22 protein-coding genes are annotated in these 21,950 nt (G+C 74.1%); 11 read left to right on the top strand and 11 right to left on the bottom strand.

The genetic code is table 11. The features are described 5' to 3' along the window. Nucleotides 1-86: 86 nt before the first annotated feature. The gene (locus NFX44_RS18455) at nt 87-950 is read left to right on the top strand and encodes an Fpg/Nei family DNA glycosylase (RefSeq protein ID WP_262284792.1); all 864 of its coding nucleotides are present in this window, start codon (nt 87-89) and stop codon (nt 948-950) included. A 9-nt stretch (nt 951-959) separates the two neighbouring features. Here NFX44_RS18455 and NFX44_RS18450 read toward each other — a convergent pair whose 3' ends face one another. Continuing rightward, nucleotides 960-1,799, bottom strand: coding sequence for a helix-turn-helix domain-containing protein (locus NFX44_RS18450; protein ID WP_262284791.1), 840 nt, complete (start codon nt 1,797-1,799; stop codon nt 960-962). Between NFX44_RS18450 and NFX44_RS18445 the strand changes: the two genes are divergently transcribed. Further along, nucleotides 1,787-2,506 carry an NAD(P)H-dependent oxidoreductase gene (locus NFX44_RS18445; protein WP_315974605.1) on the top strand — a complete coding sequence of 240 codons (720 nt, stop codon included), beginning with the start codon at nt 1,787-1,789 and terminating at the stop codon, nt 2,504-2,506. The genes NFX44_RS18450 and NFX44_RS18445 overlap by 13 nt on opposite strands. An 80-nt stretch (nt 2,507-2,586) precedes the next feature. On the opposite strand, the gene NFX44_RS18440 is transcribed toward NFX44_RS18445, so the two are convergent. From NFX44_RS18440 to NFX44_RS18420, 5 genes are all read right to left on the bottom strand, one after another. Continuing rightward, nucleotides 2,587-3,453: an aminoglycoside phosphotransferase family protein gene (locus tag NFX44_RS18440; protein WP_262284789.1), complete on the bottom strand. Its 867-nt coding sequence runs from the start codon at nt 3,451-3,453 to the stop codon at nt 2,587-2,589. Nucleotides 3,454-3,623: 170 nt separating this feature from the next. Continuing rightward, nucleotides 3,624-5,045, bottom strand: a complete 1,422-nt coding sequence (locus tag NFX44_RS18435) for a WGR domain-containing protein (protein ID WP_262284788.1) — start codon at nt 5,043-5,045, stop codon at nt 3,624-3,626. 124 nt (nt 5,046-5,169) lie between these two features. After that, nucleotides 5,170-6,120, bottom strand: a complete 951-nt coding sequence (locus NFX44_RS18430; protein ID WP_262284787.1) for an endonuclease domain-containing protein — start codon at nt 6,118-6,120, stop codon at nt 5,170-5,172. 77 nt (nt 6,121-6,197) lie between these two features. Beyond that, nucleotides 6,198-7,577, bottom strand: coding sequence for an FAD-dependent oxidoreductase (locus tag NFX44_RS18425; RefSeq protein ID WP_262284896.1), 1,380 nt, complete (start codon nt 7,575-7,577; stop codon nt 6,198-6,200). Between the two features lie 40 nt (nt 7,578-7,617). Next, nucleotides 7,618-8,766: a glutamate--cysteine ligase gene (locus NFX44_RS18420; protein ID WP_262284786.1), complete on the bottom strand. Its 1,149-nt coding sequence runs from the start codon at nt 8,764-8,766 to the stop codon at nt 7,618-7,620. A gap of 314 nt (nt 8,767-9,080) precedes the next feature. On the opposite strand from NFX44_RS18420, the gene NFX44_RS18415 reads away from it, so the two are divergent. The 4 genes from NFX44_RS18415 to NFX44_RS18400 all read left to right on the top strand — a co-directional run bounded on the left by NFX44_RS18415 (nt 9,081) and on the right by NFX44_RS18400 (nt 13,417). Further along, complete coding sequence (locus tag NFX44_RS18415; RefSeq protein WP_262284895.1) at nt 9,081-9,350, top strand: DUF6412 domain-containing protein; 270 nt, start codon at nt 9,081-9,083, stop codon at nt 9,348-9,350. Between the two features lie 118 nt (nt 9,351-9,468). Next, on the top strand, nt 9,469-10,212 hold the full coding sequence (locus NFX44_RS18410; RefSeq protein WP_262284785.1) for a membrane protein insertase YidC: 744 nt from the start codon (nt 9,469-9,471) through the stop codon (nt 10,210-10,212). Between the two features lie 78 nt (nt 10,213-10,290). Beyond that, a complete protein-coding gene (locus tag NFX44_RS18405) occupies nt 10,291-11,715 on the top strand; it encodes a carbohydrate-binding protein (RefSeq protein WP_262284784.1) in 1,425 nt (474 codons plus the stop codon). A gap of 136 nt (nt 11,716-11,851) precedes the next feature. Further along, nucleotides 11,852-13,417: a cellulose binding domain-containing protein gene (locus NFX44_RS18400; RefSeq protein ID WP_262284783.1), complete on the top strand. Its 1,566-nt coding sequence runs from the start codon at nt 11,852-11,854 to the stop codon at nt 13,415-13,417. A 13-nt stretch (nt 13,418-13,430) separates the two neighbouring features. On the opposite strand, the gene NFX44_RS18395 is transcribed toward NFX44_RS18400, so the two are convergent. Both NFX44_RS18395 and NFX44_RS18390 read right to left on the bottom strand, forming a co-directional pair. Next, a complete protein-coding gene (locus NFX44_RS18395) occupies nt 13,431-14,093 on the bottom strand; it encodes a DedA family protein (RefSeq protein ID WP_262284782.1) in 663 nt (220 codons plus the stop codon). 93 nt (nt 14,094-14,186) lie between these two features. Continuing rightward, nucleotides 14,187-14,786: a DUF1349 domain-containing protein gene (locus NFX44_RS18390; RefSeq protein ID WP_262284781.1), complete on the bottom strand. Its 600-nt coding sequence runs from the start codon at nt 14,784-14,786 to the stop codon at nt 14,187-14,189. Between the two features lie 72 nt (nt 14,787-14,858). Here NFX44_RS18390 and NFX44_RS18385 point away from each other — a divergent pair, with 72 nt between their 5' ends. Next, entirely contained in the window at nt 14,859-16,511 is a 1,653-nt protein-coding gene (locus NFX44_RS18385; RefSeq protein ID WP_262284780.1) for an alpha-amylase family protein, read from the top strand. Nucleotides 16,512-16,566: 55 nt separating this feature from the next. After that, nucleotides 16,567-17,325, top strand: coding sequence for a 3-oxoacyl-ACP reductase FabG (gene fabG, locus NFX44_RS18380; RefSeq protein WP_262284779.1), 759 nt, complete (start codon nt 16,567-16,569; stop codon nt 17,323-17,325). 28 nt (nt 17,326-17,353) lie between these two features. Here fabG and NFX44_RS18375 read toward each other — a convergent pair whose 3' ends face one another. Both NFX44_RS18375 and NFX44_RS18370 read right to left on the bottom strand, forming a co-directional pair. Further along, nucleotides 17,354-17,758: a hypothetical protein gene (locus NFX44_RS18375; protein ID WP_091262250.1), complete on the bottom strand. Its 405-nt coding sequence runs from the start codon at nt 17,756-17,758 to the stop codon at nt 17,354-17,356. Then, entirely contained in the window at nt 17,751-18,146 is a 396-nt protein-coding gene (locus NFX44_RS18370) for a hypothetical protein (protein WP_262284778.1), read from the bottom strand. Before NFX44_RS18370 ends, NFX44_RS18375 begins: the two co-directional genes overlap by 8 nt. 168 nt (nt 18,147-18,314) lie before the next feature. On the opposite strand from NFX44_RS18370, the gene NFX44_RS18365 reads away from it, so the two are divergent. After that, nucleotides 18,315-19,214, top strand: coding sequence for a Gfo/Idh/MocA family protein (locus tag NFX44_RS18365; RefSeq protein ID WP_262284894.1), 900 nt, complete (start codon nt 18,315-18,317; stop codon nt 19,212-19,214). A 368-nt stretch (nt 19,215-19,582) separates the two neighbouring features. After that, nucleotides 19,583-20,401, top strand: a complete 819-nt coding sequence (erm, locus tag NFX44_RS18360; protein ID WP_262284777.1) for an ErmE/ErmH/ErmO/ErmR family 23S rRNA (adenine(2058)-N(6))-methyltransferase — start codon at nt 19,583-19,585, stop codon at nt 20,399-20,401. 6 nt (nt 20,402-20,407) lie between these two features. On the opposite strand, the gene NFX44_RS18355 is transcribed toward erm, so the two are convergent. Continuing rightward, nucleotides 20,408-20,599 (bottom strand): DUF2795 domain-containing protein, encoded by a 192-nt coding sequence (locus NFX44_RS18355; RefSeq protein ID WP_262284776.1) that lies wholly within the window; start codon nt 20,597-20,599, stop codon nt 20,408-20,410. Nucleotides 20,600-20,689: 90 nt separating this feature from the next. On the opposite strand from NFX44_RS18355, the gene NFX44_RS18350 reads away from it, so the two are divergent. Continuing rightward, a complete protein-coding gene (locus NFX44_RS18350) occupies nt 20,690-21,946 on the top strand; it encodes an erythromycin esterase family protein (RefSeq protein ID WP_262284775.1) in 1,257 nt (418 codons plus the stop codon). Nucleotides 21,947-21,950 lie beyond the last annotated feature (4 nt).

Raw genomic sequence — 21,950 nt, 5'->3', positions numbered from 1 at the left:
ACCCCGTGGCGGACACGTCGACACCCGTCGACGTCGCTGCCGCTCCTGGTCGGCGGTGTGCCGCCCGGCGGGCTACCGTTGCCGTCGTGCCAGAGGGACACACCATCCACCGCCTGGCGGCCCGGCACGCCGAGCTCTTCGCCGGCGACAAGGTGCACGCCAGCAGCCCGCAGGGCCGCTTCGCCGAGGGCGCGGCCCGGCTCACCGGCACCGTCCTGGACGGCACCGAGGCGTACGGCAAGCACCTGCTGCACCACTACGCCGGCGAGCTGACCCTGCACGTCCACCTCGGGCTCTACGGCAAGGTCACCGACGGCCCCGGCGGCCCGCCACCTCCGGTCGGGCAGATCCGGCTGCGGCTGACCAGCGACGGCTCCAGGTCGCGGCGCGGCGGCAGACGCGCCGAGCTGGAGTCGTCGGCCGACGGGCACTGGCTGGACCTGCGCGGGCCGACGGCGTGCGAGCTGCTCACCCCGCCCGAGGTGGCCGCGCTGCGCGACCGGCTCGGCCCCGACCCGCTGCGCGCCGACGCCGACCCCGAGCGGGCGTACGCCCGGATCCGGCGCAGCCCCACCCCCCTGGCGGCGCTGCTGCTGGACCAGTCGGTGGTGGCCGGCACCGGCCTGATCTTCGTGGTCGAGGCGCTGTTCCGGGCCGGGCTGCCGCCGCTGCTGCCCGGGCGGAGCCTCACCCCGGCCGGCTGGGCGGAACTCTGGGCCGACCTGGTCGCGCTGATGACCGTCGCCGTCGAGCGGGGCCGGATCGACACCGTGCGCGACGAGCACCTGCCGGAGGCCATGGGGCGGGCGCCCCGGGTCGACCGGCACGGCGGCGAGGTCTACGTCTACCGCCGGCCGGGCGATCCCTGCCACGTCTGCGGCACCGAGGTGAGCCGGGGTGCCCTCGCCGGCCGCAACCTCTACTGGTGCGCCACCTGCCAGGCCCGCTGACCGGCCCGATCAGCCGACGGCGCGGAGGGCGCCATGGCGGTGGTGCCGGAGCCGCTCGACCGCCCGCGCCGTCGTCTCGTCGGCGGGCAGGAGGACGACCAGCTCCTGGGCGTCCGTGCTCGGCAGCTCCAGCTTCTCCCGGTGCCAGCGCAGCTCGCCCGCGACCGGGTGGTCGAGCCGCAGCGGGACCGCCGGCGGCGGCAGGTGCTGGTGGAGCCGCCGGGTGAACTCCTGCCCGGCGACGGGGGCGAGCTGGACCGAGAACCACTCGGAGCTCTCGGCGGAGGGCCCGAGCCACAGGTCGAAGGCCTGCTCGTCGGCCACCTGGTCCCAGTCGGGGAACACGGTCCGGGCGCGGGGATCGGTGAAGACGTAGCGGGTCAGGTTCGGCGCCTCGGCGTCGAGCAGCCCGGTCGCGCCCACGACCAGCTCGAATCCGCCCGTGTGCGCCAGCACGTCGCCCAGCCGGTTGGTGACGAACGCCACCCCGGGTTCGAGCAGCCGGAGCGTCTCCAGCACGGTCGGCCGGACCTCCCGGTTGGGCGGCGCCGGCGGCCGGTGCCCCGGGCAGGCCCCGCCGGTGATCTTGGCGAGGTAGCGCAGGTGGTGACGCTCGCCGGCGTCCAGGCTCAGGCCGTCCGCCAGAGCGTGCAGCACGGAGTGCGACGGGTTCCGGTCCCGGCCCTGCTCGATGCGGGTGAGGTACTCCACGCTGATCCCGGCACGCACGGCCAGCTCGGAGCGGCGCAGGCCCGGGGAGCGGCGCCGGCCCCCGTCCGGCAGGCCGAAGGACTCCGGTCGGATGCTGTCGCGCTTGGCGCGGACGAAGTCGCCCAGTGGCGTACCCATGGGTGGGAAGTCTAGGCCGGATTCCGGCCGCACCGGCCGGCGTAGCGTGGCCCTGCGGGGGCCAGCCTCCAGCCGGTCTGGCTGCCGCCGTCGCGCCGGCGGACGGTGGACCGCATGAACGAGAAGCACAGGTTGGTCATCGTCGTCGGAAGCGTCCGCGAGGGCGGTTCGGGCCGGTCGTCGCGTCCTGGGTCGCCGAGCGGGCGCGTGAGCACGGCGGGTTCGACGTCGACGTCGTCGACCTCGCCGAGATCGAGATCCCGCTGGCACTACCGGCGGAGTCACCGAAGTTCGCGGGCGACGCGTACCCGCGCCCGGCGGCCATGGCGCCGCTGACCGCCGCGCTGGCGGACGCGGACGCCGTCATCCTGGTCACGCCCGAGTACAACCACAGCTACCCGGCCGCGCTCAAGGCGGCGATCGACTGGCACTTCACCCAGTGGACGGCCAAGCCGGTGGCCTTCGTCAGCTACGGCGGGGCGGCCGGCGGCCGGCACGCCGTCCTGCACCTGGAGAACGTGCTGACCGAACTGCACGCCGTGACGATCCGGGACGGGCTGGCCTTCCCGAACTACTTCACCGGCTGGCAGGACGGCCAGCCGCTCGACGCCGGTGCGGCCGGCTACGCCAAGACCCTGCTGGACCAGCTCGCCTGGTGGGCCGGGGCCCTGCGGACGGCCCGCGCGGCGGTCCCGTACCCGGCCTGACCGCCGCGTCCCGTGGCGTGGCCGGTTCCCGGACCGGTCACGCCGGGCCGAACGGCGTGGCGTGACCGGCCCGCGAGAATTCACGCCACGTCGAGCAGCCAGCGGACCGTCTCGACCTGCCGCGGGAACACCTCGTCCTCGCCGATGCTCCAGGCCAGCGTCTGCCCGACCGCCCAGCCGCGGACCCGTTCCCGGTCCAGGCCCAGCTCGGCGCTGAGCCGGTCGAGCCGGTGCCGCACCGCCGCCGGCGAGTGGCCCAGCTCGGGGCCGCGCACCAGCGGCACCACCGCGAACTCGCGTTCGCCGACCAGCGGCTTCGGGTCGATGACCAGCCACGGCTCGCGGCCCGCCGCCAGCACGTTGCCGGCGTGCAGGTCCTGGTTGACCAGCACCTGCGCGCCCTGGCTGGGCACCAGGTCGGCGAGCATCCCGAGAGCGGCGTCGAGCAGCCGCCGCTCGTACGGCCGGTTCAGGCGTTCCCACTTGGCCGGCATCCGCTCGGCCCAGCCGGCCGCCTCCTCGGCGAGCGGGGTGAACGGCGGGCCGGCCGGCACGCCGAGCCGGGGGAGCAGCCCGATCGCCACGTCCAGCGCCGCGTCGGGGGTCAGGCCGTGCAGCGGGGTGCCGGGGTCGCACCGCTCGACCAGCAGCGCGCGCCGCGCCGCGTCGTGGGCCAGCAGCCGGATCGCTCCCCGGCCGGCCCAGTGCGCCAGCGCGGTCGCCTCGTGCACGCTGTCGTCGTCCGGGTACTGGAGCTTCAGCACCGCCCGCGTGCCGTCGGGCAGCTCCGCCGGGAGCGCCAGCGACGCGAACGCGTACGCGAAGGGCGGGCCGACCCGCAGCTCCCAGCGTGCGACGCACCCGGCCAGCCGGTCCGGCAGGGTGGCGAGCCATTCCCGGCCGGCCGGATACCGTTCGGTCCAGCGTAGCCCCTCGGGGATTTCCATCCGGCCATCCTGGGTTCCGGTCGCGGTCGCGTACAACCGTTTCCGGCGCGATGCCGTCTGGAACAGCGAACCCCACGGAGGTGGCCGGATAACCGGACGCATCGGACCAGGAATACATCCTGGCCACCCGGCGGCGCGGCCGGCGGCGGGTGCACCTGTTCGGCGGCCGTTCAGCGCAGCCGCCGGATGTCGCCGTACGCCCGGTAGAAGCCGCCCCGGCCGGCCTCCCGGACCTCGGTGACCAGGTAGCGCGCGCCCGGCTCGCGGATGCCCTTGGGGAACTGCACCGACCAATCCCGCCGGTAGCCGTCGGAGAGCACCTGGATGCGCATCCGGCCGCCCTGATCGACGCACTGCACCACGACGCCGGCCCGGTCGTCGGTGGTCACCTCGACGGTGGTCCAGGCGGCCGGCTCGGGCAGCCGGGCCGGGGCCTTCACGTCGACCACCTCGGGCACGCTGCCCGCCTCGGCCGCCCGGATCGCCGGCTCGCTCGCGTCGATGCAGGCCAGGTAGCCACCGGTGGTCACCACGTACAGCCGCTCGTCGTGGTACTGCATCGAGTAGGCCGAGCCGCACCCGGTGCCGAGCTTCCACAGCCGGTTGCCGGCCTCGTCGAAACAGTAGATCGAGGAGGCGCTGTCGCCCGCGAAGACGTACCGGCCGCCCTCGGCGGTGGCGCAGGAGAAGACCGCCGAGTCGCACCGGTAGGTGCGTTCCGTGCGCCCGTCCTTGCGCAGACGCACCACCTCGCGGGTGCCGGTGCCGGCGAACACGGCGTCGCGCTCCTGCCAGCCGAAGAGCACCGCCCCGGTGCGGGTGTGCCACAGCTCCCGCCCGGTCCGCCAGTCGTAGCCGGTGACCCCCTGGGAGTGGCCGTGGTAGAGGGCCTCGCGGTCGCACCGCACCATCCAGGCGGAGCGGCCGCGCCCCGGCCGGCGCCAGAGGAACTCGTCCTCGTGGTCGACCGCGGCGATGCCGCCCTCGCGGTCGGAGACGCCCAGCACGCCGTCGTGGATGTCCAGCCAGTAGATGTCGATGTCGGGGGCGATCGCGTACGCCACCCGGGGCACCTTGCCGGAGAGGTCGTAGACGTTGCCGTCGTCGCAGCCCGCGTAGATCCACGCGTCGTCGGCCACGATGCACTTCACCCCGTCGGGGAGGCGGACCTGGCTGAGCACCCGGGCGTCGTGGTCGAGTGTGGTGATCACGCCGTGCTCGTTGCCCACCATGCAGGTCCGCCCGTCGACGAAGATGCCGAACGCGGGCGCGCCGGAGGCGTAGCGCCAGAGGACCGGGGCGGTGCGGGCGGTCGAGCGGGTGCTGACGATCTGCCGGCGGGAGACCGCCCGCTTCTGGCGTACGCCGGGCACCGCCGGGGCGTAGCCCTTGCGGACCTTCTCGCCGATCTTCTTGGCGGCGGCGGCCCGGGCGCGGGCGTTGTCCGGATGGTTGCTGATCTTCACCTGGCCCTGGTCGCCGATCCGGCCGTAGCGCACGGTCATCGTGGTGTCGTCGACCACGACCTCGTAGAACTTGTGCGCTCCTCCGTCCACTTCGGACAGTTCGAGGTAAGTCGTCTCCTGCGACATGGAAAGCCTCCGAGGGGAAGGGCCGGAACCGGCGACAGCGCCCACACGCTAACCACGCCCCCCGACAAAGAACTTCGGGTGCGTCTGTTGTCGCCGGAACGACAACAGACGCAGCCACAAAGGGTCAGGGGCGCCAGCCGGCCGCGTTCAGGGCGGCGCGGAGTTGCGCCACCACCTGGTCCGGGCGGTGGCGGACGTCGAACGCGGTGAAACGGAGGATCCGGTCGCCCTCGATCCTGACGCGGTTCTGCCGTCGCAGGTCCGCCGCCCAGTGCCGGGCGTCCATGTGGTGCGCGCCGTCCACCTCCACGTGCAACCGCCACCGCGGCCAGTAGGCGTCCAGATAGCGCTGCCGACCGTCGGCGTCCCGCCGGCGCGCCTGCCCGTCGGGTACGGGCAGGCCGTGGCGGCGGCAGAGCCGCACCAGGTCGATCTCCGACAGCGCCTCGGCACCCCCCGCCACGTCGCGCAGCGTCTCCCGGATCAGGCGGCGCCGCCGCGCACGGGGCATCCGTTCCAGCACCGCGTCGATCTCCGCCGGCGTCGCCCGCCGCTGCTGGCAGCCGGCCGCGAGGATCTCCTGTGCCTCGTCATCGGTACGCGCCCACTGCGCCGCGTCCACCAGGGATCGCGCCATGCCCGTCCGGTCCGGCCGGCCCCGCTGGTGGTCGGCCGCGGCGAGCCGGCGGACCCGGCGCACCCGTACCGCCGGCAGGCCCAGCGGGAGCCGTCGCAGCAGGTCGGCCGCCCGCCGCTGGTGAGGCACCAGCACGTCCACCGCCTCGTACCGCCAGTTGCCCCGCAGGCCACCGGCCCGGGCGGCCGCCAGACCGGCGAGCACCGCCCCCTCGCCCGCCGCCAGCACCGCCACCCACCACTGCTGGTCCTGGCTGAACGGGCCGTCCGGAGCGGTGCGGAGCACCCCGCGACACACCCGCTGCCACCGACCGGTGGCCAGCAGGTGCCGGACCTTGGCCGGGGTCAGCTCCGCGACCGCCTGCGCCCAGGTGAGGACCCCCGACTGGGCGAACAGCCGCCACTCCAGTCCCGACGCGTCGTCCCCCGGCACCCGCACCGGTCGATCCCACCGCGCTCCGGGTGCGTTTCTTGTCGCCCGGGCGACAACAACCGCACCCGGAACCCGACAGGTGGTTACCGGCCGGCGTGGGAAAGGGCGTCGACGGCCTTGCGGGCGGCGATCAGCACCGGATCCCAGACCGGGGCGTACGGCGGCGCGTAGCCCAGGTCGAGCGCGGTCATCTCGTCCACCGTCATGTTGTTCCACAGCGCCACGGCCAGCGCGTCGATCCGCTTGGCCGCCTCGGACCAGCCGACGATCTGCGCGCCCAGCAGCCGGCCGCTGGGCCGCTCGGCGATCAGCTTGACCGTCATGGGCCGGGCACCCGGGTAGTAGCCGGCCCGGTTGGTCGACTCGGCGAGCACGGTGACGAACTCGAAGCCGGCCGCGGTGGCGTCCCGCTCGCGCAGGCCGGTGCGCCCGACCTCCAGCTCGCAGACCTTTGTCACCGCCGTGCCGATCACGCCGGGGAAGGTCGCGTATCCGCCGCCGATGTTGATGCCCGCGACCCGGCCCTGCTTGTTGGCGTGGGTGCCGAGCGGGATGTGCACCGGCAGGCCGCTGACCCGGTGCAGGGTCTCCACGCAGTCGCCGGCCGCGAAGACGCCGGGGGCGCCGGGCACCCGCATCCTCCGGTCGACGCGGATCGCCCCGGAGGGACCGACCGGCAGGCCGGCGGCCTCGCCGAGCGCGGTGTTCGGGCGTACGCCCAGACCCAGCACCACGACGTCGGCCGGGATGGGCCCCTCGTTGGTGACCACCGCGGCGATCCGGCCGTCCCGCTCGTCGAGGCCGGTGACCGTCAGGCCGGCGCGGATGCCGATGCCGGTGCCCCGCATCGCCTCGGCCACCAGCTCGCCCATGTCCGGGTCGACGGTGGACATCGGCTGGTCGGCCTGCTCGACCAGGTCGACCGAGAGCCCGTGGTGCAGCAGCGCCTCGGCCATCTCGACCCCGATGTAGCCGCCGCCGACCACCACGGCGCGGCGGGGGTGGGGATCGCGGTCCAGCCAGTCCAGCAGGGCGGTGCCGTCGTCGAGGGTTTGCATGCCGAACACGCCGGCCACGCCGCCGAGGGCCCACTCGGGCTGGACGGGGCGCGCGCCGGTGGCGTACACGAGGGTGTCGAAGCCGGTGCGGACCTCGCCGCCGCCCTCCAGGTCCCGGGCGACCACCTCGCGGCGGTCCAGGTCGATCTCGGTGACCTCGTGACGCAGCCGGACGTCGACGTCGAACTTGTCCCGGAACGTGGCCGGGTCGCGGGCGACGAGCTGGTCCCGCCCCGGGACCAGCCCGCTGACCCAGTAGGGGATGCCGCACGCCGAGTAGGAGGTGAAGTGGCCGCGCTCGAAGGCGACGATCTCCAGGTCGGCCCGGTCGCGGAGGCGCCGGGCCTGGGAGGCCGCCGACATGCCGGCGGCGTCCCCGCCGACGACGACCATCCGCTCCGCCACGACGCTCATCCTGTCACGCCGGCCCGGTCGGCGGGGGCGCTCAGCCGCGGGTCTGCCGCGCCACGTCCGCGACCACGTCGACCATCCTGCCGGTACGCGCGAAGACCGCCCGTTGCCGGGCTGCGCCGCTGCCGTGCCGGCGCAGCCCGCCCAGCAGGTCGGTCACCCGGTCGAGGTCGCCGTGCCGCTCCAGTTCCGGGCGGACCCGCTCGACCAGCCCGTCCAGCAGCTCCCAGGCCGGGCGCAGCTCGCCGTCGGTGAGGTCGACACCGTCGCCCTCCAGCCCGTCGTGGGCCGCCCGCCAGTGCGCGGCGACCAGCAGGTGGTGGTCGGTGTTGATGGCCGGCCGCCCCTCGACGATCTCCGTCATGGCGGTGGCCACCAGGGCCCGGACCAGGGCGGCGACCAGCACCGCGTCGTCCACCGACGGGCAGACGTCACCGATCCGGATCTCCACGGTCGGGTACTTGGCGGAGAGCCGGGCGTACCAGTAGAGCATGCCCTCGTCGAGCATCACGCCGCTGGCGATGAGCTGCCGGATCAGCCGCTCGTAGTGCTCGTGCGACTCGAGCCAGGGGGTGGGTGCCACCGACGGCCAGCGTTCCCACTCCACCGAGCGCCAGCTCGCGTAGCCGGTGTCCTCGCCCTTGGCGAACGGGGAGTTGGTGGTGACCGCGTGCAGGATCGGCAGCCAGGGCCGGACGTGGTTGAGCACCTGCACCCCGATCTCCGGGTCCGGGATGCCGACGTGCACGTGCATGCCGTTGTTGCCCGGGCCGGGCACCAGCAGCCGGAACCGCTCGATCATCCGGTCGAAGCGGGGCTTGTCCACCACCGGCGGCACCGGCCCGTCCACCGGACCGGTGCCGATGGCCAGCAGCCGGACGCCGGCCCGCTCGGCGGCGGCCGACAGCTCGGCGCGGAGCATGCCCAGCGAGTGCCGGATCGAGGAGAGTTCCAGCCCGGGTGGGCTGCCGATCTCGATCTGGCTGGTCTGGAACTCCCGCTCGACCTGCCCCCGCAGCTCGGCCGGCACCTGTTCCATGACCAGGTCGACGGCGGGCACCGCGGTCCCGGTGTGCGGGTCGACGAGCAGGAACTCCTCCTCCACGCCGACTGTCAGCAGGTCCGTGCCGCCCGGCGCGGCGCTCCGTTCCCGCTCCGCGACTGACCCGCTCATCGAGACCACCGTCCGCTCCGTACCGGCCGCGGCACCGTGCCGCGCGGTCGACGCTCTGTTACCCACCGTGTCGGCGCGGGGAAACGCGCCGGGCGGCGTGTCGTCGGCTACGCGCCGGTTCACGTCCCCCGTTCGGGTGGTCACCGAGCCCCGGCGGCGACAGGGATTTCGCCCGGGCGGGCGGGCCGGCCGGCCGCGTACCGGCGGTCGTGCCCGCCCTCAGCGCCCCGTCGCGGACGGTGACGACGGCGCCGAGCGGGCGGCGGCGTCGCGATCGTGTCCCGGGACGTGACAGCGGGTTCTAGAGTCGGCGTGTGATCGGGATGCTGGTGAGCGGGACGTGGGCGTACGCCCTCACCCTGCTCGCGGACCGCCCGGCCGGCCTGCTGGCCGGTGCGGCGGTGGCCGCGGCGCTGCTGCTGGCCACGCTGCTCGCGCTGCGGGTCCGGGCGCTGCCCGCGCCGCCCGCCGGCCCGCTCGCCGTCGCCCTGCGGGCCCGGGCCCGGCACCGCCGGGTGCCCCGCCAGGTCGACCCGGACGCACCGGGGCGGCCGCGTCCCCGTGCGCCCGGGCTGCGCCTCTCGGCCGCGTAGCCACCTCGCCGGGTCCTCCTCCGGCGCATGCTCGCCGCGCGGCCGGTTCCGTCGTCATCCGTCCCGCGGTACGCGCCGTCCCGCCGGGGCATCCGGAATCGGACCGAGGGGTCTTCCCATGCTCGCCTTCGCACCACTGCACGTCGCGGCGTCCGCCGCCGGCGCCGTCGTCACCTGGCTGGCCGACACGCTCGCCCCGCTGGCCGGCGGGGCCGCCACGGCCGCCGCGATCGTCCTGTTCACCGTCGGGGTCCGGCTGCTGATCTCGCCGCTCACCCTGGCCCAGGTCCGCGGGGAGCGGCGCCGCGCGGCACTCGCCCCCGAGGTCCGCGACCTCCAGCGGCGGTACGCCGACGATCCCGGCCGCCTGCAGAGCGAGTTGTTCGCGCTCTACCGGCGGGCCGGGGCGAGCCCGGTCGCGGGCTGCCTGCCGGCGCTGTTGCAGGCACCGTTCTTCCTGGTCATGTACCGCCTCCTCGCCACCGGCGACGGGCACCCGCACCTGCTGGACGAGAAGCTGGCCGGCGTACCCCTGGGGTGGCATCTCGGCGACGGGCTGACCGGCCCGGTGGTGGCGGTCTTCGGGGTGCTGCTGGCGGCGCTGCTGGTGCTGGCCTGGTGGTCCGCCCGGCGGGCGCGCCGGACGGCTGCGGCCACCGGCACCATCGCCGGTGCGCCGACCGAGGGCCCGGGCGCCGCCGTGCTGGGTCGGCTCGTGCCGCTGCTGCCCTTCACCACGGTGGTGGTGGCGCTGGTGGTGCCGCTCGCGGCGGTCATCTACCTGGTCACCACGACGGCGTGGACCGTGCTGGAGCAGGCGGTGCTGCGCCGGCCGCGGCCCGAAGGCATCGACGGACGTTGACAACTGTGGGGACGGGCGCGTAGAAATCGCTCTCAAGAGAGCGCTCTCTCCTGCCCGTCCCCGCAGAGAGGCACCCCGATGAACCCTGTTCCGGCGGCCACGGCCGCCCCCTCCGCCGTGCGCCGGTCCCGCCGGCGGCTCTCCCTGGCGGCCGCCGTGCTCGCCACCACCACCGCCCTCGCGACCGTCACGATGACCGCGCACGCCGCCGTGCCGCCGCCGCCCAGCGGCTGGAGTCTGGTGTGGAGCGACGACTTCACCGGCGCGGCCGGCACCCTGCCCTCCTCGGCCAACTGGATCATCGACACCGGCACCAGCTACCCGGGTGGCCCGGCGAACTGGGGCACCGGTGAGATCCAGACCTACACCGCCAACACCGCCAACCTGGCCCACGACGGAGCCGGCAACCTCCGGATCACCCCGCTCAAGGACGCCTCCGGGCGGTGGACCTCGGCCCGGATCGAGACGGTCCGCGCCAACTTCAAGCCACCGGCCGGGGGAGTCCTGGCCCTGGAGGGCCGGATCCAGATGCCCAACGTGACCGGGGCGCAGGCCGCCGGCTACTGGCCGGCCTTCTGGGCGCTCGGCTCGCCGTACCGGGGCAACTACCAGAACTGGCCGGGCATCGGCGAGTTCGACGTCATGGAGAACGTCAACGGGATCAACTCGGTCTGGGGGGTGCTGCACTGCGGCGTCGCCCCGGGCGGGCCGTGCAACGAGTTCAACGGCATCGGGGCCTCCCGCGCCTGCCCGGGCAGCACCTGCCAGTCGGCGTTCCACACCTACCGCTTCGAGTGGGACGCCTCGACCAGCCCGCAGCAGTTGCGCTGGTACGTCGACGGCCAGCTGTTCCACACGGTGACCCAGAACCAGGTCGGCGAACCGTACTGGGGTCAGATGACCAACCACGCCGGTTACTTCCTGCTGCTCAACGTGGCGATGGGCGGCGGTTTCCCGGACGGGGTGGCCGGCTCCGCCACGCCCACCGCCTCGACCGTCTCCGGCCGGCCCATGGTCGTCGACTACGTGGCCGCCTACACCCGCGGTGGTGGCGGCACGCCGTCGCCGACCCCGACCACGCCCCCGCCCGGCGGAGTGGTGGACGCGTACTCGACCATCCAGGCCGAGGCGTTCACCGGGCAGAACGGGGTGCAGGTGGAGACGTGCGCCGAGGGCGGCCAGGACATCGGCTGGCTGGCCAACGGCGACTGGGCCCGCTACGACAACGTCGACTTCGGCGCCACCCCGCCGAAGGACTTCGTGGCCCGGGTCGCCTCCGGCGCGCCCGGCGGGGTGAGCGGGCTGGTCCAGGTGCGGGTGGACAGCCCGACCAACGCGCCGATCGGCAGCTTCGCGGTCGCCAACACCGGCGGCTGGCAGAGCTGGCGCTCGGTGCCCGGCAACGTCGCCGCCGTCACCGGCCGGCACACCGTCTACCTGACCTTCAGCAGCGGCCAGCCGGCCGACTTCGTCAACGTCAACTGGTTCACCTTCCGGCGCTGACCGGCCGGCCCGGGGGTCCCCGCGGGGGACCCCCGGTCTGCCTCTGGACAGAAACAGTTAACAGTCTTAATAATGAGCGCACGTCGACGGTCGTAAATGCCCACCCTCCACCACAACGGTCCCCCTGGAGGACGCCGTGAGACTCCGCTCCACCCGCCTGGCGACATTCGCCGTCGCGCTCGCCACCGCCCTGGTCGCCGGCACGGTGCTGGCCGCGCCGCCCGCCTCCGCCGCCACCGCGGCCTTCGTCCGCACCTCCAGCTGGAGCAGCGGGTACGAGGCCAAGTTCACCGTCACCAACGACAGCTCGGCCAGCATCTCCTCGTGGAACGTCCAGTTCGACCTGCCCGCCGGCAGCACCCTCGGTTCCTTCTGGGACGCCCGGCTGACCACCTCCGGCCAGCACGTCACCGCCGTGAACCAGACCTGGAACGGCGCACTCGCCCCGGGCGCCAGCACCAGCTTCGGCTTCATCGTCAGCGGCACCGGCGACCCGGTCAACTGCACGGTCAACGGTGGCTCGTGCAGCGGCGGGGGCGGCGGCAACCCGGGCGCCCCGGCCACCCCGGGCGGCCTCCGGGTCACCGGCACCACCAACACCTCGGTCGCGCTGGCCTGGAACGCCGTCTCCGGCACGGTCACCGGCTACCGGCTCTACGAGGGCGGCACCGTGAAGGCCACCGTCACCGGCACCTCGGCCACGGTCTCCGGGCTGGCCGCCTGCACCGGGCACAGCTACACGGTGGCCGCGTACAACGCCAGTGGTGAGTCGGCGAAGTCGCCGGCGGTGTCGGCGACCACCACCGGCTGCACCGGCGGCGGTGGCGGCGCCATGGCCGCCGCGCCCTACCTCTACCCGGGCTGGGGCGACCCGCCCGCGCCGTCGACCGTGATGGGCGCGACCGGGATCAAGTGGTTCACCATCGCGTTCGTGCTCTCCGGCGGCGGCTGCACGCCGGCCTGGGACGGCAGCGGCCCGCTCACCGGCGGCGCGCACGCCAGCACCATCGCCGCGATCAAGGCGGCCGGCGGCGACGTCATCCCGTCCTTCGGCGGCTGGAGCGGCAACAAGCTCGGCCCGAACTGCTCCTCGGCGAGCGCGCTGGCGGGCGCCTACCAGCAGGTCATCAACGCGTACGGCCTCAAGGCGATCGACATCGACATCGAGAACAGCGACGAGTTCGAGAACGAGGTGGTGCAGGACCGGATCCTGGACGCCCTGAAGATCGTCAAGCAGAACAACCCCGGGATCAAAACGATCGTCACCTTCGGCACCTCGACCACCGGGCCGTCGTACTACGGCACCCGGCTGATCAACCAGGCCGCCGCGAAGGGCGCCAACATCGACGTCTTCACCATCATGCCGTTCGACTTCGGCGGCGGCGCGAACATGTACCAGAGCACGGTCAACGCGGCCGAGGGCCTGAAGAACGCGCTGAAGACGGCCTTCGGCTGGTCCGACGCCACCGCCTACGCCCACATGGGCATCTCCGGCATGAACGGCCTCTCCGACCAGCAGGAGCTGACCTCCCCGGCCACCTGGACGCAGATCCGGGACTGGGCCAAGGCCCGCGGCCTCGCCCGGTTCACCTTCTGGGCGGTCAACCGCGACCGGCCCTGCCCGGGTGGCGGCGTGGTCTCCAACTGCTCCGGCATCGCCCAGAACACCTGGGAGTTCACCAGCATCACCGCGGGATTCTGATCCCGCGTCGCGGTCAGCGCCCGGCGGTCACCGACTGCCGGGCGCGCCGCCGGCGTACCTTCTTGACCACCCAGGCCGCGATGGTCACGCCGAAGACCGCGAAGATCGCGTAGTTGAACCAGTGGCTGTAGCGGTCGACCTCCTGCCAGCGGGAGCCCAGCGCGAAACCGGCCCCGACGATCAGCGCGTTCCACACTCCGCTGCCCAGCGTGGTGAGCAGGACGAACTCGCCCAGCGGCATGCGGTTGGCGCCGGCCGGCACGGAGACCAGGCTGCGCACCACCGGCACCACCCGGCCGAACAGCACCGCCCACCGGCCGTGCCGCTCGAACCACCGGTCGGCCTTCTCCAGGTCCTCCCGGTCCACCAGCGGGATGTGGTCGAGCCAGCGCTTCAGCCGTTCCTCGCCGAGCGCCGCGCCCAGCCAGTAGAGGACCAGCGCGCCGAGCAGCGAGCCGGCCGTCGCGGCCAGCACGATCAGCACCACGTTGAACCGGCCCTCGGCGGCGAGGTAACCCGCCATGGCCAGCACGACCTCGCTCGGGATCGGCGGGATGATGCTCTCCAGGGCGACCAGCAGGGCCACCCCGACCGCGCCGAACGAATCGATCACGGTCGCCACCCAGCCGGTCAGCCCGGTGAACTGATTCGGGTCGACGTCTTGGGCGAGTGCCATGGGCGTCCTTCCGTGCGGTGCCGGGGATCCGGAACAGGTACCCCGACCCGGGCCGGTCACACCTGCCGGTGATCCGCCCCACGGACCGTGGGCTCAGCCCTCCGGGTGCAGCGCGGCGTCCGCCGGCCCCCGCCGCCAACCGGTGAAGCGGACCACCAGGCCACCCCGGCTCGGCGAGCAGCAGTACGGCCCGGCCGCCGCCCCGGCCCCCGGGTCCAGCGGGGCCACGCGGACCAGCCGCCACGGCTCGGCGTCCACCCGCGCGCGGACGGTCAGCGCGTCCCCGGCCCGGCTGACCCGGACCGTCACGTCCCGCCCGGACCACTCCGGCACCGGCGCCACCGACCAGTCCGACCGCTCGTCGGTGACCACGGCGCCGACCTGCGGCTGCCCGTCACTGACCTCCACGCCGGCCTTGGTCCACCGCCGCTCGTCCACCCGGACCAGCACCCCGGCCTGGTCGAACTGGGCGGCGTAGTCGAGCCGGAAGCTCACCTCCACGGCACTGTCGACGGGGAACGGGGCGAGCAGCGCGGAGCCATCGTCGTGCACGAAGCCGTAACTGGTCCGCCGCCAGAAGTCGCTGCCGCCGCGCGGCTGCACCAGCAGCGCGTCACCGGCGGACTCGGCCCGCTCCGGCGGGTTGAGCCAGGTGCCCACGGACCAGTCGAGGACGTGCGCTTCGGCGTTCATGCGGGCACCGTACCGGCCGGGCGGCGGGCCGTGGGGTTTGCCGCAGCCGCGTACCGGAGAAGTAGACGCAGCATGGGTGACAGGTGGTACCAGGAGGCGGTCGTCTACTGCCTCGACGTGGACACGTTCGCGGACTCCGACGGCGACGGGGTGGGTGATTTCCGGGGCCTCATCGGCCGGCTGGACTACCTGGCCCGGCTCGGGGTGACCTGCCTATGGCTGCACCCGATCCACCCGTCGCCGAACCGGGACGACGGCTACGACGCCACCGACTTCTACAACGTCAGCCCGAAGCTGGGCACCCTCGGCGACTTCGCCGAACTGCTGCACCAGGCGAAGAACAAAGGCATCCACGTGATCATCGACCTGGTGGTCAACCACACCTCGGACGAGCACCCCTGGTTCCAGTCCGCCCGCTCCTCGCCCGACTCGCCGTACCGCAACTGGTACGTGTGGAGCGACGAGGCGCCGCCGGACCGCCACCAGGGCATGGTCTTCCCCGGCGAGCAGAACGAGACCTGGAGCTACGACCGGACCGCGAAGGCCTGGTACTACCACCGCTTCTACAAGTTCCAGCCGGACCTCAACGCGGCAAACCCGGAGGTTCGCGCCGAGATCAAGAAGATCATGTCGTTCTGGCTCCAGCTGGGCGTCTCCGGATTCCGGATGGACGCCGTGCCGTTCATCATCGAGCTGACCGAGCCGGGCAACCCGGACTCGCCCAAGGATCTGGACTTCCTCACCGAGCTGCGCCAGCACGTGCAGTGGCGGCGGGGCGACTCGGTCCTGCTGGCCGAGGCCAACGTCGAGCCCGACCAGCTGCCGGTCTACTTCGGTGACAGCGGCGGCTCGGCCAACCGCATCCACATGCTCTTCGACTTCATGATGAACGGCCGGCTCATGCTGGCCCTGGCCCGGCAGGACCCGGAGCCGGTCATCGAGGCGCTGCGGGACACCCCGGCCCTGCCCGAGGGCGGGCAGTGGGCCACCTTCCTGCGCAACCACGACGAGATCGACCTGTCCCGGCTCACCGCCGAGCAGCGCAACCAGGTGTACGAGCAGTTCGGCCCGGACGAGGACATGCGCCTCTACGGCCGGGGCATCCGCCGCCGGCTGGCCCCGATGCTCGGCAACGACCGCCGCCGGATCGAGCTGGCGTACGCGCTGCAGTTCTCGCTGCGGGGCACGCCGGTGCTGCGCTACGGCGAGGAGATCGGGATGGGCGAGGACCTGTCGCTGCCCGGCCGGGAGGCGATCCGCACCCCGATGCAGTGGTCGTACAAGGAGAACGCCGGCTTCTCCACGGCCGACCCGGAGAAGCTGGTCCGCCCCGTGATCGACAAGGGCGAGTACGGCTACCAGAAGGTCAACGTGACCGCCCAGCGCAAGGACCCGAGGTCGCTGCTGGGCTGGTTCGAGCGGATGATCCGTACCCTGCGGGAGGCCCCGGAGATCGGCTCGGGGAGCACCAGCCACATCGACGTGCCGATGCCGCCGGGGGTGCTCGCGCACCGGGCCGACGGGCCGACCGGGACGATGGTCTTCCTGCACAACCTCGGCACCGAGGACGCCGAGGTCGACCTGAGCGTGCTCGCCCCCGAGGCCGACCTGCCGATCGACGTGTTCACCGACCGCAACTACGAGGAGGTCGGCAAGCTGGACCGGCTGAAGCTCGCGGGCTACGGCTACCGGTGGATCCGCATCCGCCGGGGCAGCGGCCTCTGACGGCCGGCCCGGCGTTAAGCTCCTTCGATCGAGCCCAAGTTACCGGGAGGTAATCATGTCGGAGGAGCCCCGCGTCGCCATCGTGACCGGAGCCGCGCGCGGCATCGGCGCGGCCACCGCCCGCCGGCTGGCCGCCGACGGCATGGCCGTCGCCGTGGTCGACATCGAGGAGTCGGCGACCAAGGAGACCGTGGACGCCATCGCCGCCGCCGGCGGGCGGGCTCTCGGCGTCGGCGCCGACGTGTCCGACCGGGCCCAGGTGGAGGCCGCCGTGGAGCGGGTCGCCGCCGGGCTGGGCGCGCCGACCGTGCTGGTCAACAACGCCGGCGTGCTCCGCGACAACCTGCTGTTCAAGATGACCGACGCCGACTGGGACACCGTCATGGGCGTGCACCTGCGCGGGGCGTTCCTGTTCAGCCAGGCCACCCAGAAGCACATGGTCGAGCGGAAGTGGGGCCGGATCGTCAACCTCTCCAGCACCTCGGCGCTGGGCAACCGGGGCCAGGCGAACTACTCGGCGGCCAAGGCCGGCCTGCAGGGCTTCACCAAGACCCTCGCCATCGAGCTGGGCCCGTTCGGGGTGACCGTCAACGCGGTCGCGCCGGGCTTCATCGTCACCGACATGACGGCCGCCACGGCGGCCCGCATGAAGGTCGACTTCGAGGCGCTCCAGCAGCACGCCGCCGCGGAGATCCCGGTGCGCCGCACCGGCCGGCCGGAGGACGTCGCCCACACCATCTCGTTCCTGGCCAGCGAGGGCGCGTCCTTCGTCTCCGGCCAGGTCATCTACGTCGCCGGCGGTCCCAAGGACTGACCCGGGCGGGCGCGCCCGGCACGGCCCCTCAGGCGGGATCGTGCCGGGTGCGCCAGAGCCAGAACAGGCCGAGCACCGGCAGCACCAGCGGGATGTAGCCGTAGCCGCTGCCGAAGCCCGACCAGACCGTCTCGTCCGGGAACAGCTCCCGGTCGGCCAGGCTCAGGATGCCGACGCCGACCACCCCGACCAGCTCCACCGAGCAGCAGGCCAGCGCGACCCGGCGGCCGGTGTGCCCGGCCCGGGCCAGCCCGACCGCCGCCACGATGTAGATGAGCGCGGCCAGCGCGGAGAGCAGGTACGCCACCGGCGCCTCGTCGAACTTCGTGGCGATCTGGAGCCCGGCCCGCGAGGTCGCGGCGATGGCGAAGAGGATGTAGACCGCGATCAGCAACCGGCCCGGCCCCCGGTTCGTCGCCCGCTGCTCAGCCACCGACGACCTCCCAGGTCTGCTGCAACCGGACCACCACCACCGGGGTGACCAGGCAGACGGCGCAGACGATCGCCGAGCCCCACCGGGTCGGCTCCATCCGGGCCAGCACCCAGGCGAGCGGCGGCAGGCAGACCAGCGTCACCAGGTAGCCGAAGAACGCCCCCGGCTCGCCCGGCCGCTCGCCGCCGCCGAGCGCGACCAGCGCCACCACGGTGAGCGCCAGCAGGCCCACCTCCAGCACGGCCAGGCCGACGAACTGGAGCCGGTCGGGCGCGCGGTGGCGTACCGCCGCCACCAGGGCCCAGACCGCGATGAGGAGCGACAGCACGATCGAGGCCGTCGCGAGGATCCCGTCCACCGGCGAGCCCGCCGCCGCGGCGGTGGTCATCGACGCCGTTCCGGCGCAGTCGAGTTCACCGGCACAGCCTACTAATCCTCGTAGTAGCCACCGTCGCCCGGCTCTCCGGCGGGGTCGCGGCGCGCCGGGCGGGCCGGGCGACTAGCGTGGATCACGGCCACCGGCGTACGCCGTGGCGGAGGACGACAGCAGGGGGTCCTGGTGCGGTTCGGCTTGTTCGGCACGGGTCACTGGGCGGCGGAGACGCACGCCGCGGCCATCGACGCGCACCCGCGGGCCGAGCTGGCCGGGGTCTGGGGGCGTGACCGGGCGAAGGCCGCCACGCTGGCCACCCGGCACGGCGTACCGGTCTTCGAGGACGTGGACGCCCTGCTCGCCGCCTGCGACGCGATCGCCGTGGCGCTGCCGCCGGACGTCCAGGCCGAGATCGCCGTCCGGGCCGCCACCGCCGGGCGGCACCTGCTGCTGGACAAGCCGCTGGCGCTGAGCCTCGCCGACGCCGACCGGGTGGTCGCCGCCGCGCAGGCGTCCGGGGTGGCCTCGGTGGTCTTCTTCACCCAGCGGTTCCACCCGAACGTCACCGGCTTCCTCGCCTCGACGGCGGCGGCCGGCGGCTGGCAGCACGCCCGGGCGACCATGTTCGCCTCGATCTACCAGCCGGGGAACCCGTACGGGAACTCGCAGTGGCGGCGCGACCGGGGCGCGCTCTGGGACATCGGCCCGCACGCGCTGTCGCTGATCCTGCCGGTGCTCGGCCGGGTCAACCGGGTCGCCGCCATGGACGGCCCGAGCGGCCTGGTGCACCTGCTGCTCACCCATGACGGCGGCGCCACCAGCACCCTCTCCCTCACCCTCGACGCGCCGGCCGAGGCGGTCACCCGGGACTTCGTCTTCTTCGGCGAGAACGGCACCGAGACCGTCCCGCCCGGCGACGGCAGCGTGCTCCAGGCGTTCGGCACGGCCATCGACCAGCTGCTGGAGGAGGTCGACGCGGGCACCCGCGACCACCGCTGCGACGTCCGGTTCGGGCGTGAGGTGGTGGCGGTGCTGGACGCCGCCGAGACCGCCCGCAGCGAGCGGCGCACCGTCGACCTCTGAGGAATTCCGTCGCGGGCCGGCCGGGCCGCCGCTAGCCTGGCCGGCATGTTCACGCATGCCCTGATCGACGTGGCCGTCGCGCCGGCCGCGCGGGGGCTCCTCCTGGTCGCCCGCCCGCGGGTCCGGCGCCCGGCCCTGGCCGGCCGGGACGCCCACCGCGCCTGACCTGACCGTCCGCACCGCCGGCCCCTGAGCGGGCCGGCCGCCGCCGGCTGCCCGGTGCGCCGCCGTCCGCCCCGACCCGGGGTGTGGCCGCCGCGTCCCCGCCGAATCTCCAGGGTCGTCCGAGTCCCGATCCGCTCGGACAGGCCCGCCTCCGCGCCGCCTGTCCGTTCCCGTCGCCGTCCGGCGACAGACAGGACGATCCCGTGGCGCCCCGCCGATTCCGTACCACCGCACGCGACCGGTCCCGTCGCGCGCTGTCCCAGAACTTCCTCGCCGACCCGGCCGCCGTCGCGCGGGTGCTCCGGGCCGCCCGCCCCGGCCCGGACGACCTGCTGCTGGAGGTGGGCGCCGGGCGCGGCCAGCTGACCCGGCCGCTCGCCGCCCGGTGCGGCCGGCTGCTCGCGTACGAGGTGGACCCGGCCGTGCTGCCGGAGCTGGCCGCGGCCTGCGCGGACCTGCCGCACGTCGAGGTCCGGGCCGCCGACTTCCTGGCCGCCGTCCCGCCCGCCGAGCCGTTCGCGGTGGTCGGCAACATTCCCTGGTCGCTGACCGCCGCCGTGGTCCGCTGGTGCCTCGCCGCTCCCGGCCTGCGGTCGGCCACCCTGCTCACCCAGCTCGACTACGCGCGCAAGCGCACCGGCGACCACGGCCGGTGGAGCCGGCTCACCGTGCTCACCTGGCCCCAGCACCACTGGCGGCTGGCCGGCCGGGTGCCCCGGGGCGCGTTCCGGCCGGTGCCCGCCGCCGACGGCGGGCTGCTGCGTGTGGACCGCCGCCCGGAGCCGCTGCTGCCCCGGGCGGCGCTGCCCGCGTACCGGCGGATGGTGGAGCTGGGCTTCGGCGGGGTGGGCGGCTCGCTGGCCGCCTCGCTGCGCACCGGCCACCCGCGCCGGCGGGTCGACGGTGCGCTGCGGGCCGCCCGCCTCGCGCCGGACACCCCGGTCGGGCTGGTCTGGCCCGAGCAGTGGCTCGTGCTGTTCCGGCTGCTGCACGCCGGGCACCCCGGCCGGGACGGGTGGTGACCCGGCTCAGACCAGGGTGTTGAGCGCCTCGCCCAGCTCGGCGGGGGTGTCGAACTCCTCCGCCGGCAGCGCCCTGAGCATCTGCAACATCTCGGTGCTGGCGCCGTTCTCCTGGCCCCAGCGGACCAGGTCCGCGCGGGAGACCGGGTAGTCGAGCCCGGCCAGGAACTCCTGCAACTGCGCCCCGGTGACGGTCATGCCGGCGGGCTACCCGCTGTGCGGGGCGCCATGCCCGCCGGCCCGGCCGTGGCGACGGTTTGCCCGGACGGGTCCCGGGTAGCCGCTCGCATGCTGGTACAGCGGCTCGGCGCGCCGAGCGACTTCGACCCGCTGCTGGAACGCGTCCGGGACGCGCGGATCGTCATGATCGGCGAGGCGACGCACGGCAGCTACGACTACTACCGGCTACGCGAGCAACTGACCCGGCGGCTCATCGCCGAACAGGGCTTCGACTTCGTCGCGGTGGAGGGGGACTGGCCGGACTGCGACCGGGTGAACTGCTCGGTGGTGGGCGTACCGGGCGCGTCGGCCGATCCGCAGGCCGCGCTGGAGGGTTTCGAGCGCTGGCCGACCTGGATGTGGGCCAACGCCGAGGTGGCCCGGTTCTGCCGCTGGCTACGGGCGTGGAACCTGGAACGCCCCGAGGGGGAGCGGGCCGGCTTCCACGGCCTGGACGTCTACAGCCTCTGGGAGTCGATGCAGGCCATCTTCGACTACCTGGGCGAGGAGGAGCCGGCCTCCCTGGAGGCGGCGCAGGAGGCGTACCGGTGCTTCGAGCCGTACGGCAAGCGGATCGAGGACTACGCCGCGGCCAGCCGGTTCGTCTCGGCCCGGTGCGAGGAGGAGGTGGTCCGGCTGCTGGCGCGTACCCGCGAACAGGCCGCCGCCGACGGCGCGGACCGCTTCGCGGCCTGGCAGAACGCGGAGGTGGTGGCCGGCGCGGAGCGCTACTACCGGGCCATGGTCGGCGGCGGCCCGGAGTCCTGGAACATCCGCGACGTCCACATGACCGACACGCTGGACCGGCTGCTCGACCGCTACGGCCCGCAGGCGCGCGGAATCGTCTGGGCCCACAACACGCACGTCGGTGACGCCCGCGCCACCGACATGGCGGCGGACGGGTTGGTGAACATCGGCCAGCTCGGCCGGGAACGGCACGGCCGGGACGCCGTGGTGCTGGTCGGCTTCGGCAGCTACCGGGGCACGGTGGTCGCCGCGCCGCGCTGGGGTTCGCCGGCCGAGGCCATGACGGTGCCGCCGGCCCGGGAGGGCTCGGTGGAACGGCGGCTGCACGAGCTGATGCCGGAGCGGGCGGTGCTGGTCTTCGGCGGCGAGGACCAGCCGGAGTGGGTGACCGGCGAAGCCGACCACCGGGCCATCGGGGTGGTCTACGACCCGAGCTTCGAGTCCTGGGGCAACTACGTGCCGACCCGGCTGGGCGAGCGCTACGACGCGTTCATCTGGTGCGACGAGGCGACCGCGCTGCACCCGCTGCCGGCGCTGGCCACCCCGGGCGAGATGGAGACCTACCCGGCCGGCGTCTGACCGG

The sequence above is a fragment of the Micromonospora sp. MA102 genome (genome assembly GCF_025460765.1).
In the GTDB taxonomy this organism is placed as follows: domain Bacteria; phylum Actinomycetota; class Actinomycetes; order Mycobacteriales; family Micromonosporaceae; genus Micromonospora; species Micromonospora halotolerans.
Note: the sequence above shows the minus strand (reverse complement) of the source record. Positions and strands in the feature narration are given on the sequence as shown.

Coding starts and splice junctions, on each gene's coding strand:
- NFX44_RS18385 (WP_262284780.1), top strand. CDS start 14,859: ATGGGTGACAGGTGGTACCAGGAGGCGGTCGTCTACTGCCTCGACGTG.
- NFX44_RS18405 (WP_262284784.1), top strand. CDS start 10,291: ATGAACCCTGTTCCGGCGGCCACGGCCGCCCCCTCCGCCGTGCGCCGG.
- NFX44_RS18435 (WP_262284788.1), bottom strand. CDS start 5,045: ATGTCGCAGGAGACGACTTACCTCGAACTGTCCGAAGTGGACGGAGGA.
- fabG (WP_262284779.1), top strand. CDS start 16,567: ATGTCGGAGGAGCCCCGCGTCGCCATCGTGACCGGAGCCGCGCGCGGC.
- NFX44_RS18395 (WP_262284782.1), bottom strand. CDS start 14,093: ATGGCACTCGCCCAAGACGTCGACCCGAATCAGTTCACCGGGCTGACC.
- NFX44_RS18350 (WP_262284775.1), top strand. CDS start 20,690: ATGCTGGTACAGCGGCTCGGCGCGCCGAGCGACTTCGACCCGCTGCTG.
- NFX44_RS18370 (WP_262284778.1), bottom strand. CDS start 18,146: ATGACCACCGCCGCGGCGGCGGGCTCGCCGGTGGACGGGATCCTCGCG.
- NFX44_RS18415 (WP_262284895.1), top strand. CDS start 9,081: ATGCTGGTGAGCGGGACGTGGGCGTACGCCCTCACCCTGCTCGCGGAC.
- NFX44_RS18440 (WP_262284789.1), bottom strand. CDS start 3,453: ATGGAAATCCCCGAGGGGCTACGCTGGACCGAACGGTATCCGGCCGGC.
- NFX44_RS18390 (WP_262284781.1), bottom strand. CDS start 14,786: ATGAACGCCGAAGCGCACGTCCTCGACTGGTCCGTGGGCACCTGGCTC.
- NFX44_RS18355 (WP_262284776.1), bottom strand. CDS start 20,599: ATGACCGTCACCGGGGCGCAGTTGCAGGAGTTCCTGGCCGGGCTCGAC.
- NFX44_RS18450 (WP_262284791.1), bottom strand. CDS start 1,799: ATGGGTACGCCACTGGGCGACTTCGTCCGCGCCAAGCGCGACAGCATC.
- NFX44_RS18410 (WP_262284785.1), top strand. CDS start 9,469: ATGCTCGCCTTCGCACCACTGCACGTCGCGGCGTCCGCCGCCGGCGCC.